At 57.6% G+C, this 14,730-nt stretch carries 12 protein-coding genes and 2 tRNA genes; 3 read left to right on the plus strand and 11 right to left on the minus strand.

Features of this window, described 5'->3' with window-relative positions; all coding sequences use genetic code 11:
* Positions 1-21: 21 nt before the first annotated feature.
* Positions 22-95 (plus strand) — tRNA-Gln (locus C4885_RS07170).
* 32 nt (positions 96-127) lie between these two features.
* Positions 128-203, plus strand: a tRNA-Pro gene (locus C4885_RS07175).
* 583 nt (positions 204-786) lie between these two features.
* Here the strand turns inward: C4885_RS07175 and pcp are convergent.
* The 11 genes from pcp to C4885_RS07230 form a co-directional block, all read right to left on the minus strand.
* Positions 787-1,428 carry a pyroglutamyl-peptidase I gene (gene pcp, locus C4885_RS07180; RefSeq protein WP_113999687.1) on the minus strand — a complete coding sequence of 214 codons (642 nt, stop codon included), beginning with the start codon at positions 1,426-1,428 and terminating at the stop codon, positions 787-789.
* A 317-nt stretch (positions 1,429-1,745) separates the two neighbouring features.
* A complete protein-coding gene (locus C4885_RS07185; RefSeq protein WP_113999688.1) occupies positions 1,746-3,503 on the minus strand; it encodes an NFACT family protein in 1,758 nt (585 codons plus the stop codon).
* A gap of 107 nt (positions 3,504-3,610) precedes the next feature.
* On the minus strand, positions 3,611-4,363 hold the full coding sequence (locus tag C4885_RS07190; protein ID WP_113999689.1) for a Nif3-like dinuclear metal center hexameric protein: 753 nt from the start codon (positions 4,361-4,363) through the stop codon (positions 3,611-3,613).
* The gene (locus tag C4885_RS07195; protein WP_113999690.1) at positions 4,354-5,040 is read right to left on the minus strand and encodes a class I SAM-dependent methyltransferase; all 687 of its coding nucleotides are present in this window, start codon (positions 5,038-5,040) and stop codon (positions 4,354-4,356) included. The genes C4885_RS07190 and C4885_RS07195 overlap by 10 nt, the downstream gene beginning before the upstream one ends.
* The gene (locus C4885_RS07200; protein WP_113999691.1) at positions 5,018-5,224 is read right to left on the minus strand and encodes a DUF1858 domain-containing protein; all 207 of its coding nucleotides are present in this window, start codon (positions 5,222-5,224) and stop codon (positions 5,018-5,020) included. Before C4885_RS07200 ends, C4885_RS07195 begins: the two co-directional genes overlap by 23 nt.
* Before the next feature lie 45 nt (positions 5,225-5,269).
* Positions 5,270-7,591: a DUF2142 domain-containing protein gene (locus tag C4885_RS07205; protein ID WP_158538834.1), complete on the minus strand. Its 2,322-nt coding sequence runs from the start codon at positions 7,589-7,591 to the stop codon at positions 5,270-5,272.
* Positions 7,592-7,824: 233 nt separating this feature from the next.
* Entirely contained in the window at positions 7,825-9,000 is a 1,176-nt protein-coding gene (gene dnaJ, locus C4885_RS07210) for a molecular chaperone DnaJ (protein ID WP_113999693.1), read from the minus strand.
* Between the two features lie 252 nt (positions 9,001-9,252).
* The gene (gene dnaK / locus C4885_RS07215; protein WP_113999694.1) at positions 9,253-11,097 is read right to left on the minus strand and encodes a molecular chaperone DnaK; all 1,845 of its coding nucleotides are present in this window, start codon (positions 11,095-11,097) and stop codon (positions 9,253-9,255) included.
* Between the two features lie 98 nt (positions 11,098-11,195).
* Positions 11,196-11,804, minus strand: a complete 609-nt coding sequence (locus C4885_RS07220; RefSeq protein WP_113999695.1) for a nucleotide exchange factor GrpE — start codon at positions 11,802-11,804, stop codon at positions 11,196-11,198.
* On the minus strand, positions 11,801-12,823 hold the full coding sequence (gene hrcA / locus C4885_RS07225) for a heat-inducible transcriptional repressor HrcA (protein WP_113999696.1): 1,023 nt from the start codon (positions 12,821-12,823) through the stop codon (positions 11,801-11,803). Before hrcA ends, C4885_RS07220 begins: the two co-directional genes overlap by 4 nt.
* Positions 12,824-13,238: 415 nt before the next feature.
* Positions 13,239-13,781, minus strand: coding sequence for a stage V sporulation T C-terminal domain-containing protein (locus C4885_RS07230; RefSeq protein WP_113999697.1), 543 nt, complete (start codon positions 13,779-13,781; stop codon positions 13,239-13,241).
* Positions 13,782-14,152: 371 nt separating this feature from the next.
* Between C4885_RS07230 and C4885_RS07235 the strand changes: the two genes are divergently transcribed.
* Positions 14,153-14,635 (plus strand): NUDIX domain-containing protein, encoded by a 483-nt coding sequence (locus C4885_RS07235; protein ID WP_371681645.1) that lies wholly within the window; start codon positions 14,153-14,155, stop codon positions 14,633-14,635.
* Positions 14,636-14,730 lie beyond the last annotated feature (95 nt).

The following is a 14,730-nucleotide window of genomic DNA, read 5'->3' on the forward strand; positions in this document are numbered from 1 at the left end:
AGCTTCTTAACAAACATGCAATGGGGATTTGCATAATGGTAGTGCGACGGACTCTGACTCCGTTTGTGGGAGTTCGATTCTCTCATCCCCAACCACCGCAGCAGCAAAGTTGCTGCGGATTTTTTTTCGGGGTGTAGCGCAGTTGGTAGCGCGCTTGGTTCGGGACCAAGAGGCCGTGGGTTCGAATCCCGTCACTCCGACCACAAAAAGCTCTTTCACCGTCTGGTGAAAGAGCTTTTTGTTTTTCACGGAGTGACGGGATTCGAACAGCCCGCTCTCGCCACAGCGGGACACAAACAGTCCAGTGGACTGTTTGCGAGGGTGCGGGAGAATCCGCGCCCGTTTGCCGCATAGAGCTCTTTGGACGGTGCCGAGGCAAAACAGTCCGCGGAAAAACTCTCAGCGCGCCAACCAGCAAAACCACTCACGCATCTTTTTAAAGTTTTTCCCCGCCCTTCTACAAAAATCTGCCAAGAGCATTTTCAGCCCTTGGCAGCGAAGTCTTTATTTCACCATCAATAAGTTTTCATCCGGATTTTATTTGGGCATGCCTCATTCAATCGTTTCAAAGCAAACCGTATATCCAAGCTCTTCTACCAAATCATTGTCAACGATTTTTCTAATGATATTTTTTGCATTTTCAAATGCTTTATATCACTCCGTTCCAGATCAAGGCCGCACTTCCGGTTCAGGCAGCCGCGGCAGTAGCACAAAACTCCAATTTCTTTATTGGTCAGCATAACGCTCACTCCCCCCCCCCCATTTTATTTCGAGCAGTCGCCGTTTTTAATCCAGCCTGCCCATTTGTTCTTTCAAATCGGTCTTATTCTGCACAGCGGCTTCAATGGCAGCTGCCAGAGCCGCGGTAATGTCTGCCAGCGGCATGGCCGGGGTACCCGCAGCTTTGCCTTCCAGCTGGCTGGTTGCATACGGCACATGCACAAAGCCCGCCCGTATATGGGGATAACTTTGCACGGTATGCAGCACGGTATACATGACCGCATTGCAGACGTAAGTACCTGCCGTGTAAGACAGCTGGCAAGGATAGCCCTTTGCCTGTACCCCGCGCACCATGGCCTTGACCGGCAGCTTGGCAAAATATGCCGGGGCACCGTCCTGTACCAGCGGTTCGTCCACCGGCTGCGCGCCGTCATTATCTGGGATACGGGCATCCGCCAGGTTGATGGCTACCCGTTCTACACGCAAACCAGCAGCGCCGCCTGCCTGGCCCACATTCAGCACCAGATCCGGCTGGCAAAGTTCGATTTGGCGCACCACTTCTGCGGTGCCGCGGGTAAAGCTTGTCGGGATTTCCCGCTTGATGATCTGCGCCCCGGCAATTTCATCCGGCAGCATTTTAACAGCTTCGTAAGCCGGGTTGATGCTTTCCCCTCCGAACGGGTCAAAGCCTGTAACTAAGACTTTCATTTCACTTTCACTCTCCTCATCTTTTCAAATTATACCACACGTTTTTTCATTTTTCACTCCTATTTACAAAAACATCCTACTTTATTCAAAAAAATGACCACGCTCGCACTTAGCGTGGTCATTTCATTAAGGCAATACCGCATAATTCTAAGTGCCGATACGGCGAGCGAGGTGCGGCAGCTGCTAAGCCAAAAGCGCAGATAATACTGGATGTCTTATCGAGCATTTTGGCAACGCAGATGCCGTGCCGCAGCCGCCGGAGCGGTGCTTGAGCCGTTAGGCGGGAATTGTGCGGTATTGCCTTAACATATGTTACTTTATTTTTCCCTTAGCTGCTCTTCCAGCCCGGCGCGCGGGGTAATATAGACCGTTGTATAATCGTTATACAGCACCATGCCAGGGCGGGCGCCGTTGGCTTTCCAGATGTTGCGCACCTCGGTGGTATCCACCGGCACCTTGGCACCGCCATTCTGGCTGGAGTGCAGCACAGCCAGCTCTGCGGCCTCCTGTTTGGTGGTGTCCGGCACATCCTCGCCGCGGCTCATAACCACCGTATGACTGCCGGGGGCTTTCTGTACATGGAACCAGACATCCTTGCCGCGGGCAGTGTGCAGGGTCAGCTTATCGTTTTGCAGGTTGTTGCGCCCGATCAAAATTTCAAAGCCATCGCTGGAGCGGTAGCGCAGGAAATCCGCCGGTTTCTGTTTGCGTTCCCGCTGCTTATAGTATTTCAGGTAGCCCTGGCTTTTCAGCTCGGCACGCACTTCGTTCAGAGCCTGCTCGCCGGGGGCAGTCTCCACCTCATACAGAACATTGGCAAGGTATTCGATCTCATCCTCGCCCTCGAGCAGCAGCTTTTTCAGCATCTGGCCGGCGGTTTGCTTCTTTTTATAATCGCGGAAGTATTTCTGCGCGTTCTCGTTGGGTCCAAGGCGGGGGTCCAGGCGGATGGTCACATCCTCGCCGGTATAGTAGTTTTGCACGGTGGCCTGGCGGTCGCCTTTCTGGATGGCCCACTGGTTGGCCTGCAGCAGCTCGCCGTACAGGCGCAGGGTATCGGCTTTTTCACTCTGGGCCAGTTCCTCCCGCCGGGCGGACTGTTTGCGCACAGCGCGTTCGTACAGGTTATGCACCGCTTTGTACAGCTCGCGGCTCTTCTGCTTCAACCGCTCGGCGCGGTCCTTGGTGGCGTAATAATCCTCCAGCAGCTCGCTGTAGGTGGGGTACTGCGTTAAAATGGCCGCACTGCCGTACTGCTGCGGGATAAAAAAGCTGAACTCTACCGGCTTGTTCACACCGTCCGGCTGGGGGATGCGCACCGCCGTGGGGGTGCCGCCTGCAGCGTGTTCATCCTTCAGGTTTTCGATTGCGGCGCACAGGGCCTGCTTCTGCGCTTCGTCCAGGTCACAGGCCAGCAGGGGCGTTTCGCCGCCAAAGGCACGCCACACAGCCTCCCGCGCAACAACGGGGCCGACACCGCCAACCGCTTTGCCCAAAGCAGAAGCCACCGGCAGGTCTTTTTCGCAGGCAGCGGCCACCATGGCGGCGGCGCTGGTTGCCAGAAAATCCGGCTTATTGGGTTTGGGCGGCAGCGTATACGGCAGTCCGGGCAGCAGCTGGCGGATCTCGCTGTCCTCAAAATCCACGCGCTTGAGGGCATCGATGATCTTGCCGCTCTGGATCAGCACCAGGTTGGAGTAACGGCCCATCAGCTCGGCAGCCAGGGTATTGGTTACCAGGTCGCCCATCTCATTGGTGCACAAAAAGTCAAAAAACACAATACGGTCGCCGGGTTCCATATGCAGCCCTGTCAGACGGCCGCCGGTCAGGTGTTTGCGCAGCAGCATGCAAAAGCCCGGCGGGGTGAGCGGGTTTTCAAAGCTTTCTTTGGTCAGGCAGACACGCGCCGAGCCGCTGCGGGCAGACAGCAGCAGCTTGAACGTCTGGGTGCGAGTGCGCAGGGTCATCAGCACTTCATCCCGCGTCGGCTCAAAAATTTTATCAATTTTGGCATCCAGCAGGGTGCTGTTCAGTTCATTTGCGACCAGCGCAAGGGTCGCGGCATCCAATGCCATGGTGGTACTCCTTTTCTTTTGGGGCAGGGTTTTATGAAAACGACAGCATTCTTCTCACGCGGCAGGATGGGTTCATCCCACCCCATAGTGTTCAGCCGCCGCAGGGGTTACAGGTAGCTGTAAGGGTCAACATCGGCCAGGCTGGGGGCCACAGTAACTTCTTTGGGCAGGCGCTCGGTCAGAGCATCCGCCAGGGCAAACACCACCGGGTGTTCCGTTCCCCAGTGCCCGGCAACAACCAGGCCCACGCCTTTCTGCTTTGCCAAAATGGCAATGTGGTGGGCGGCTTCGCCTGTCACCAGGCAGTCTGCGCCCTCGTCAATGGCCTGCTGCAAATAGCTGCCGCCTGCGCCGCTCACTTCGGCCAGCTTTTCTACCGGGTGATCGGCTTCCACAAACTTGCAGTGGGTGTGCAGCATCCGGCTGCAGGTTTCGGCCAGCTGTTGGGCCGTGGTGGGCACGTTCAGCGTGCCGATGCGGCCGCAGTTATCGGCGAAATCCCGGCGGTTCTCAATGCGCAGCAGGTCTGCCAGCACATCGTTCACACCGCCGGGAGCGGCATCCAGATTGGTGTGCATGCAGATGGCCGAAATGCCGTTCTGCAGCAGCATTGCGGGCACATCCTCTGCCGTCACGCGGCGCAGCGGGTCAAAGATGACCGGGTGGTGGCTTACAATCAGCTCACACCCGCTTTCGGCGGCATCGCGCACCACATCGGCGGTAATATCCAGCGCCGCCATAATGGAGGTGACCGGGCGTCCGGCATCCACCAAAAGGCCCACGTTATCCCAACTGCAAGCCAGCTCCGGCGGGGCGATCTGTTCCAGAATTTCCAGTACCTGCTGTACTTTTACGGCCATAGTCCATCCTCCATTTCCTGTATCAGGGCATCCACCCCATCCGCCTGCGGGCCGGGTGCAAGGCCCAGGCGGTATTTTTTCAGTTTGACCAGCTGCTGTTCACGGTAGGCCTGGGCTTCGGGCTGGCCCTGCGTTTTGCCGCACAGGCAGGCAAGGCCGGTGGGCTCCGCTGCCCGGCCGGTATACTGCGCGTTGATCACGGTATACAGCCGCCCGGCTGCACGGCACAGTGTCTCGCTTTTTAAGGCAAAGCCGCGCTGGGCAAGGCCCTTGCGCAAAACGCTGTGCTTGGTGGCGGGTACAAAAACAAAGTTATACTGTTCGTTCCTCACCCAAGGGGCGGCATCCAGGATTTCCAGCACCGTTTCGGCCCCCATGCCGGCAATGATGATCTCCGTTGCCTCCCCCGGCTGCAGCACACTCAATCCGGAACCGAGGCGGAACTGGATCTTATCCGCCCAGGGGGCGCAGGTCATGCGGGCTTTTTGCAGCGGGCCTTCCCGCAGATCACATGCAAAAACAAGCGGGCAGCAACCGCTGCCCGCCAGCCATGCACTGAGTTTTCCATGGTCACACCCAATATCGGCGGCAATATGGCCGGGCCGCACATAGGCAGCCGCGGCGGCCAGCCGCGCATCCAGGTGCGGCACAGGCTTACAGGTGTGCAAAGTAGTCATTCAGTTCGGCGCACAGTTCGTCGGGGTCCACACCGTGGACCATGCAGGCCTGCTCCACGGTCTCACCATGGGCAGCCATGCAGCCCAGGCAGTGCATACCCGTGTTCAAAAAGATGGGCACGCAGCCCTGGGAAGGATCGTTCTGCAGGATTTCGGCAATGATGGTATTACGGGTAACAGTCATGGTAATGTTCCTTTCTGCATTATACAAAACGTATAAAATGATAATTTATGACGGCATCTGGAAGGTCGCGTACAAACCCGCGCCTTGCAGAATGACGAACGATGTCAGGCAGAGCATGGCAAATACCGCCTTGCGCTCTGCGGGCTTTTGCACGGCAACGGTGCGGTTGTGGTGCACCAGCGCCAGCACCAGCGGCAACACGGGCAACCAGTAGCGCCCCTGCAGGCCAAAAATAGTGGTGTAATTGATGGGGGTCCAGTTGAGCGCCGTGACGAACGAAAGGGCAATCACGCAGAGAACAATACCCCAAACGCCCGCTTTGGTGCGCCGGCCCAGAGGTACGGTCTCGCCCGCCTGCGGCAGCGCCGCGGCCAGCAAAGCCAGGATAAAGCCAACCCCCAGCACCCAGCTGGCATCCACGGTATACACAATGGGTTCGCCCAGGGCAGTGCCCAGCACGCCCTGCACCCACTGCGCCCCCTGCGCACTGAAAGAGCGCAGCAGCAGTTTGGCCGTGTTGGGCAGGTTGCGGCAGATATACCCGGCGGAATAGGTGTAGATGGAATCGCCGTTTTCCTGAATGGAGCCAACCAGCTGTTCCGGCGTTAAGCCGCCCCACATGTGGGTCAGCTTATACAGCCCAACCGGGATGGCCAACACCACAACCGCGGCAATGGCACCCAAAAAGATTTTCTTCTTTTTGGGGTCGCGGCGGATCTTCCAGTACAGCAGCGCCAGCAAAGCGGCACCAGCCGCGGCGGCACCACCGGCGCGCAGGATGCCCACGGTATCCACATCGCGGGCTGCATACAAAGCAGCGCCCATATTGACCTGCACCCAGCCGATAGCGGCCAGCACCAGCGCCAGAACTTTGGCAATGGGGCCAACCGGCCAGCGCTTGCCGGGCAAGGCAAGGTTGGCATCGGGAATCATAAAGATCAGCAGCACGGCGGGCAGATAAATTGCCTTGGCCGGGCCGATGAGCGCCGCCAGCACCACAGCAGCCACCGTTTCCGGCCAGCGGGCCGGGCGGGTGCGCAGGGTCAGGCAGAGCGCAGTAAAGCAGAAGAGATACCCCAGCACGGCGGCGTCCGCCGAAAGGCTGCCCGCCAGCTGCAAGGGCTGGGCCAGCAGTGCCACACCGGCAAAAATGCCGCGCAGCCGCTGGGGTGCAATATTGACCGCAGCCGCAGCCAATGCCAGGTACAGCGCCAGGTTGCACAGCCGCCCCAACAGCAGCATGCCATGGAAGCCAAGCCCCATCATGCGCGCCAGCGTAATGCCGGCAATCTGACCCAGGTAGAGCGTATTATTGATGGGGTCCGCCGTTACATAGGTATCGGAGCTGACAGTCGTTTCACCGCTGCAGCCCGCATCTCCCAGGTGTTCCAGCATTTCCTTGTAAGCGTAAATGCCGATATCACCGGTATGATTTTTGAAATAGGGAGCATCGCAGCTGCGCACCAGCAGCATATCATCATCGTCCGCCACCGGCTGGCCCAGCAATGTGCTGGACTGGCGGTAGCATTTGGCCAGGTGGGTGTATTCATCGGGGCCGACAAGGGGCGGCGTTAAAAAGGCAAACGCCACGCCCAGCACCGCACCGCACACCAGCACCACCTGCCACAGCTTGGCGCGGTGGGTGAGCAGGATAAAGCCCGCCACCACCGCCGCAAAGGTCAGCACGCCCAGCAGGCGGGAGATCACATGGGACCAGCTGCCGGAATCATTGACGACATACTGCAATGCCGGATGCCCGACGATGGAATCCGTCGTGCCGTTTGCATTCCGGCGGGTCATCTGCTGGCTGGTGTCGGCATCCGTCCAAAGGCCCAGCAGGTGGTACACATCCCAGTCATCGCCGGGGGTATACCACAGGCGCAGGGTCATGTTGGGGTTTGCCAGGTCATAGTCCGCTTCGGCATCGGCTGTGCCGGGGGCTGTATAGGGCGCATCAAACGTGATGGCCGCAAAGGTGTCATCTTTAATGGTAATGCAGTCCAGCTCACCGTTCGCCACGGCGTTGCCATCGGCATCCAGCAGTGCAGCGTACAGGGTGCCATGCCGGAACGCCCAATTATGGGTGGTCAGGTCCAGTCGAACCCCGTAAATGCGCTGCCCGCTTTTGAGCGGAACGGGCAGGTACAACCCGGTTGTGCCGTCATCCTGCGTTGCAGCGTCCGCCGTGGCAGGAATTACAACGGTACGGGTATAATCATCGTTGACGATTTCATACACCGGCTGGTTATCCACCCGCTGGCCAAGGTCAAACCCGGCCCACGCGGCCACAGCGGCAGCAGCCAGCGCCACCAGCAAAGTCAGCCACAGCAGGCGGTGCCGCTTGCAGAAATCTTTGATTTTTTGCATGAAGCCCTCCCCTGCTTTAGGTTGCTTACAGACAGTTTTATTATACATGATGATTGGCGAAAGTGCAATATTAGCCTTACTGCACTTTACTTTTCTCATTTTTCCTCTATCTTTTTAGGCTAGAGAATGATATCATCTATGTAAAAATCACATAAAGAGGTCGTGATATTGCTATAATTAACTGATACAAAAACACCCCCGTCTGCATTACCAGGCGGGGGCATGTTATTGCATTACGAGAAACGGTCGCGCAGGTTCTTGAAGAAGCCCTTGCGCTTTTCGTAGTTATCCTCTTTCATGCTGTCCTCAAAAGCTTTCAGGGCTTCGCGCTGGGCGCGGGTGACCTTTTTAGGGATCTCAACATCGACGATCACATACTGGTCGCCGCGGCCGCGGCCGTTCAGGTACTGGATGCCCTGGCCGCGCAGGCGGAACTTGGTGCCGCTCTGGGTGCCTTCGGGGATATGCTGCACAATGCGGCCATCCACGGTGGGCACCTCAACGTCATCGCCCAGCACAGCCTGACTGAAGGTGATGGGCACATGGATGGTAACATCGTACCCGTCACGCTCAAACATCGGGTCGGCCTTAACGGTAACATGCACGATCACATCGCCGGCCGGGCCGCCGTTGGAACCGGCATCGCCCTGGCCGCGCAGTGCAATGTTCTGGTCATCATCAATACCAGCGGGGATATTGATCTCCAGGCTCTTGCGCGCGGCGGTCTTGCCGGTGCCGCGGCAGGTCTTGCACGGGTTGCGGATAATGGTGCCGCGGCCGCCGCAGTGGCTGCAGGGCTGCTGGCTCTGCATTACGCCAAAGGGGGTGCGCTGCTGTGTTACAACATAACCACGGCCGCCGCAGTCGGGGCAGGTTTCGGGGCTGGTACCCTTGGCCGCACCGGTGCCGCCGCAGTCGGGGCAGGTATCCTGGCGGTTGATGGTGATCTTCTTGGAGCAGCCGTGGGCGGCTTCCTCAAAGGTCAGGATCACGCTGGCCTGAATATCATGGCCCTTGCGGGGTGCATTGGCGGTGCGGGTGGAAGAACCGCCGCCAAAGCCGCTGAATCCACCGCCAAATCCGCCGCCAAAGATATCGCCAAAGATGTCGCCCAGGTCCACGCCGCCAAAACCACCGCCGAACCCGCCTGCACCGCCGCCGTTGGCAGCCGCATAGTTGGGGTCTACGCCGGCAAAGCCGAACTGATCATAGCGCTGGCGTTTCTGTGGGTCGGAAAGCACATCGTTGGCTTCGTTGACCTCTTTGAACTTTTCCTCGGCTTCTTTATTGCCGGGGTTCAGGTCAGGGTGGTACTTTTTGGCAAGTTTGCGGTAGGCACTCTTGATCTCGGCATCCGTAGCGTTTTTGCCGATGCCCAGCACCTCGTAATAATCTCTTTTTTCTGCCATATGATCACACCTTTATGTGTTGAAGTAAGTTGACTTTTATTCCTTTCCCCTATGGGAACAGCCGGTTCTTTGTCCGTAAGGGCGTACAGCCTGTGCCTGCAAGCGGCAACGTGATTTCACTGCGGGCACACGCTGTGCGCCCCTACGGACGGGACGCAGCTTTGTGGGCTTAACCCCACAATGGCCGCCGCCGGAATTGCCTGGCGGCGGCCTTTTGGGTTACAGGGATGTTCCCCTGTTTATTCTGTTATCTTACACCTCGTGGAAGTCAGCGTCAACAGCACCGTCATCCTTCGGGGCGGAACCGGCATTGCCCGTGGGGCCCTGCTGGGCGTCAGCGCCCGGCTGCTGGCCCTGCTGCTGGGCAGCCTGCTGGTAAACCTTCTCGCTGATGGCGTAGAAAGCCTTCTGCAGGTCGTCCTGCTTTGCCTTGATGGCCTCAATATCGGTACCCTTCAGGGCTTCCTTCAGGGCGTTCAGCTTAGCTTCGCACTCGCTCTTCTCGGACGGAGAGACCTTGTCGCCCAGCTCGCTCAAAGCCTTTTCGGTCTGGAACACCATCTGGTCGGCGTTGTTGCGGGTATCAACATCTTCGCGGCGCTTCTTATCCTCAGCAGCATACTGCTCGGCATCCTTAACGGCCTTGTCGATGTCATCCTTGCTCATGTTGGTGGAAGCAGTGATGGTAATGCTCTGCTCCTTGCCGGTGCCAAGGTCCTTAGCGCTTACATGCACAATGCCGTTGGCATCGATATCAAAGGTAACTTCGATCTGGGGCACGCCGCGCGGAGCCGGAGCGATGCCATCCAGGTGGAAGGTACCCAGGCTCTTGTTGTCGCGGGCAAACTCACGTTCGCCCTGCAGAACGTTGACTTCAACGCTGGGCTGGTTGTCAGCAGCAGTGGAGAAGATCTGGCTCTTCTTGGTGGGGATGGTGGTGTTGCGCTCAATGATCTTGGTGCAAACGCCGCCCAGAGTCTCAATGCCCAGGCTCAACGGGGTAACATCCAGCAACAGCAGACCCTTAACGTCGCCCTGCAGAACACCGCCCTGGATGGAAGCGCCGACAGCAACACATTCATCGGGGTTGATGCCCTTGAACGGCTCGCAGTTCAGTTCCTTCTTGACAGCGTCATAGACAGCGGGGATACGGGTGGAGCCACCGACCATCAGGACCTTAGCCAGGTCAGAAGCCTTCAGGCCTGCATCAGCCAGAGCCTTGCGGACAGGGGCCATGGTGCGGTCAACCAGATCAGCGGTCAGTTCATTGAACTTTGCGCGGGTCAGGGTCATATCCAAGTGCTTGGGGCCGTTGGCGTCAGCGGTGATGAACGGCAGGTTGATGTTGGTGGAAGTGGCGCTGGACAGCTCGATCTTTGCCTTTTCAGCAGCTTCCTTCAAGCGCTGTGCAGCCATCTTATCCTTGCGCAGGTCGATGTTGTTTTCCTTCTGGAAATCCTCAGCCATCCAGTCGATGATGCGCTGGTCGAAGTCATCGCCGCCCAGGTGGGTATCACCATTGGTAGCCAGAACTTCAGTAACGCCATCGCCCATCTCGATGATGGAAACATCGAACGTACCACCGCCCAGGTCGTAAACCATGATCTTCTGGTCGGATTCCTTATCAATGCCGTAAGCCAGAGAAGCTGCGGTCGGCTCGTTGATGATACGCTTTACGTTCAGACCAGCAATGGTACCGGCGTTCTTGGTTGCCTGACGCTGGCTGTCGTTGAAGTAAGCGGGAACGGTGATGACAGCCTCGGTAACGGGCTCGCCCAGGTAAGCTTCGGCATCAGCCTTCAGCTTTGCCAGGATCATAGCGCTGATCTCTTCGGGGGTGTAATCCTTGCCGCCGGCGTGAACCTTCTCGGCAGTGCCCATCTTACGCTTGATGGAGGAGATGGTGTTTTCGGGGTTGGTGATAGCCTGACGCTTTGCAACCTGGCCTACCAGACGCTCGCCGGTTTTGGTAAAGCCGACAACAGACGGGGTGGTACGGGCACCCTCAGCGTTAGGGATAACAACGGGCTCGCCGCCCTCCATAACAGCTACGCAGCTGTTGGTAGTACCAAGGTCAATACCAATAATCTTACTCATAATATAAAACTCCTTTCATATTCCTCTTTCAGGAAACATGGAAATGTGAATGTCTTAATTTATATCTGAACGGGCTTTTGCACCCGGTTCATGCTTTGTTATTCGGCCACAACCACGGTTGCATGGCGGATGATCTTATCGCCGATCATGTAGCCTTTCTGGAACACGCGCACCACAGTGCCGCTTTCCTGGCCATCCTCTGCCGGAACCTGCTGAACAGCGTTCATAAAGTTGGGGTCAAAGGGCTTGCCCATGGATTCGATCTCGGTGATGTTCAGCGTTTTCAGAGCTTTTTCAGCTTTGTCCAGCGTCATCACAACGCCCTTTTTATAGTTTTCGTCGGTGCATTCGGCATTGGCTGCCATATCCAGCGTATCCAGAATTGCCAGGATCTGGTTGACCGCGTGGGAAACACCATCGTTGAACTTCTGGTCAGCTTCGCGGGCGGAACGCTTGCGGTAATTGTCATACTCTGCAGCGGTGCGCAGCATCTGGTCTTTCAGCTTTGCGTTGGCCTGCTCGGCGGCTTCCAGCTTTGCCTTTACGGCTTCCAGCTCTTTGGATTTTTTGCCGAACCAGTCTTTCTTTTCGGCCTTTTCTGCAGCGGGTTCAGCTTCCTGCTTATCGGATTCTGCCGCGGGCGCTTTTGTTTCAGCAGCGGCCTGTTCCTGTTCAGTTTCAGGCTGCTTCTTTGTTTCTTCGCTCATGTCTGCTCCTCCTTTTTACCGGACATTGACTGCCCTAACTTAATTGCAAAATAATTCAAAACGGGGATCAAGTGTTCGTACTCCATGCGGTTGGAGCCGATCACGGCCACCGTGCCATACAGCCCGCCGCCCGCAAGGTAACGCTTGCTGACGATGCAGAGGTTCGGCATGGCGGGCTCGATATCCTCGCCCAACGTGGCGGTCACTTTGCCGCTGCCCGGTTCGATCAGGGCGCGGGCCGCTTCGTTGTCAGAAAAAACTTCCAGCAGCGCGCCAAGGTTTGTGCGCACATCCGGCATCTTCGCCAGGTACTGCACGCCCTCCAGGTAAAACTGCGGGCGGGTACGAACCAGCGCTTCGGCGGCGAACACCACCGGCGCCAGCCTGCGCCCGGCGGAAAGCACCAGGCTTGCCGTCAGCGACGGGGTCAGATCCTCCGGTGCCACAAAGGTCAGGCTGCTGTTCAGCAGGCGGGCCATCTCATCGGCATCCTCCCGCGTCAAGCCGGTGTGGATACGCGCCACACGGGTGCGCACACCGCCGGAGCTGGTAACCGCCAAAACTGCGGCGGAATACCGCCCGACCTGCACGACCTCAAAATGGGCGATGCACAGATCCTCGGCCTGCGGGGTGGTAGCCACTGCGGCACAGCCGATATAATCGGCCAGTGCGCGGGCGGCGCTCTGCGCCAGCTTTTCGGGCTCAACGTCCATATCGGCAAACAGCCGGTCAATGTTTTCGCGGTCCGCTGCGCTCAGTGCTATGGCGGCGGGGGCTTCCAACAGGTGGTCTAGGTAGTACCGGTACCCCTTGGGGCTGGGCACGCGGCCTGCGCTGGTGTGCGGCTGCTCCAGCAGGCCAAGCTTTGTCAGCGCGGCCATCTCGTTGCGGAGCGTTGCGCTGGAAAGTGCCATGTCAAAGTGGCTGGCCAGCAAACCGGAGCCGACCGGCTCGCCGCCGGTAGAATAAATGGCAACAATCGCTTCCAGAATGCGCTGCTTGCGTGCATCCATCGTCATGCTGCCCTCATCTCCTTGTTTGCTTTTTCTTGTTTAGCACTCTCTCTTCCTGAGTGCTAAATTTATTATATCCCAACTCTTTGTTCTGTCAAGCCCTTTTCATAAAAAGTTTCAAACTTTAACAGATTTGACACAAACGCCGCGGCAAAGGGTGGTTTTTGCCCTCCGCCGCGGCGTTTTTCTGTTATTTTATCTTGGGCAATACCGCATAATTCTAAGTGCCGATACGGCGAGCGAGGTGCGGCAGCTGCTAAGCCAAAAGCGCAGATAATACTGGATGTCTTATCGAGCATTTTGGCAACGCAGATGCCGTGCCGCAGCCGCCGAAGCGGTGCTTAAGCCGTCAGGCGGGAATTGTGCGGTGTTGCCCTTGTTTTGCTGCCCGCCAGACAGCAGGGTGATGCCGGCCAACGGTTCATTCTTCCATCCACTTTGCTAAAAATGCCGCGGCAATGTTTACTGCGCGGGCGGTCTCGGTATCAGGGGCTGCATCCTGCGGGCGGCCGGTCAGCAACACACCGCCCTCCACATCCCCCTGCACCACAATGGGGCAGACGCATAGCAGCACCGTTTCCCCTTTGTCAAAGGCCGTAATGCGGCGGGCAGCGGTTTCCGGCGCGGTGTAAGGGCCGCGCATGGCCAGCAGCCGGGCGGCGGCATCGCTGATCTGCCGCCCCAGCAGCTGCCCTTTGCCCGTGCCGGTGGCGGCCACAATGCTTTCCCTGTCACACACCAGCACAGGGCGGCCCAGGTTTTTGGCCAGCACCTCGGCATACACCCCGGCCAGTTCACCCAGCTCCACCAGCGGGGAATATTTTTTGAACACCACCTGCCCATCGGCAGCGGTAAAAATTTCCAGTGCATCGCCCTGGCGGATGCGCTGGGTTCGCCTGATCTCTTTGGGAATGACCACCCGCCCCAGCTCGTCAATTCTGCGCACGATTCCTGTTGCTTTCATTGGGGTACCCTCCTGCCCTTCCATATTCTGTACAATATACCTATTATATGGAAAGTGCGGCGGTTTATGTATGGTTCGTGCCTGTTTTTTGTCAGTGCTTTATCCAGCCCTGCCAGCAGGGCATCATGCTGAACGGCTTGGCAATGTGGGCGTTCACGCCTGCTTCAAACACCTTTTTGCGGTTCCCCTCAAAGCCATCTCCATTTTGGAAATATTATAACGGAGCGCCGCGTAAATTTCAGGATATTGGTTTCCTGCCCGCCAAATAGCCGCCCGCACATTGTCTGCAGCCTTGCCGCCTGTACTATCCGGGTGGTATACTGATACCAATATATTTTGTGTGCCCCGCACACAGGGAACGAGGCTCCGCTATGGCTGAACTGCTGCAAACCACTCTGTGCTACCTGGAACAAAACGGCTGCTATCTGATGCTGCACCGCATTAAAAAGAAGAACGACGTCAACCACGATAAATGGATCGGTGTGGGCGGCAAGCTTGACCCCGGCGAAACTGCCGAAGCCTGTGCCCTGCGCGAAGTGTGGGAGGAAACCGGCTTGACGATGCAATCCCCCGCCTACCGCGGCATTGTGGATTTTACTTGCGAGCCATGGCCCGCCGAGCGGATGCACCTGTACACCTGCACCGATTTTACCGGCACGCTGACCGGCTGTAACGAGGGCACACTGGAATGGGTGCCCAAACCCGAAGTAGAGAACCTGCCGATCTGGCAGGGGGACAAAATTTTCCTTCGGCTGTTGGCGGAGGGCGCACCATTTTTCCATCTGGAGCTAACCTATCACGGCGATACCCTGGTGCAGGCGGTGCTGGAAGGCGAGACACTGCCCTGCGGTTGAACAGCCATTATAATAAAGGCAATACCGCATGATTCTAAGTGCCGATACGGCGAGCGAGGTGCGGCAGCTGCTAAGCCAAAAGCGCAGATAATACT

Source organism: Subdoligranulum sp. APC924/74 (assembly GCF_003324125.1).
Classification (GTDB): domain Bacteria; phylum Bacillota; class Clostridia; order Oscillospirales; family Ruminococcaceae; genus Gemmiger; species Gemmiger qucibialis.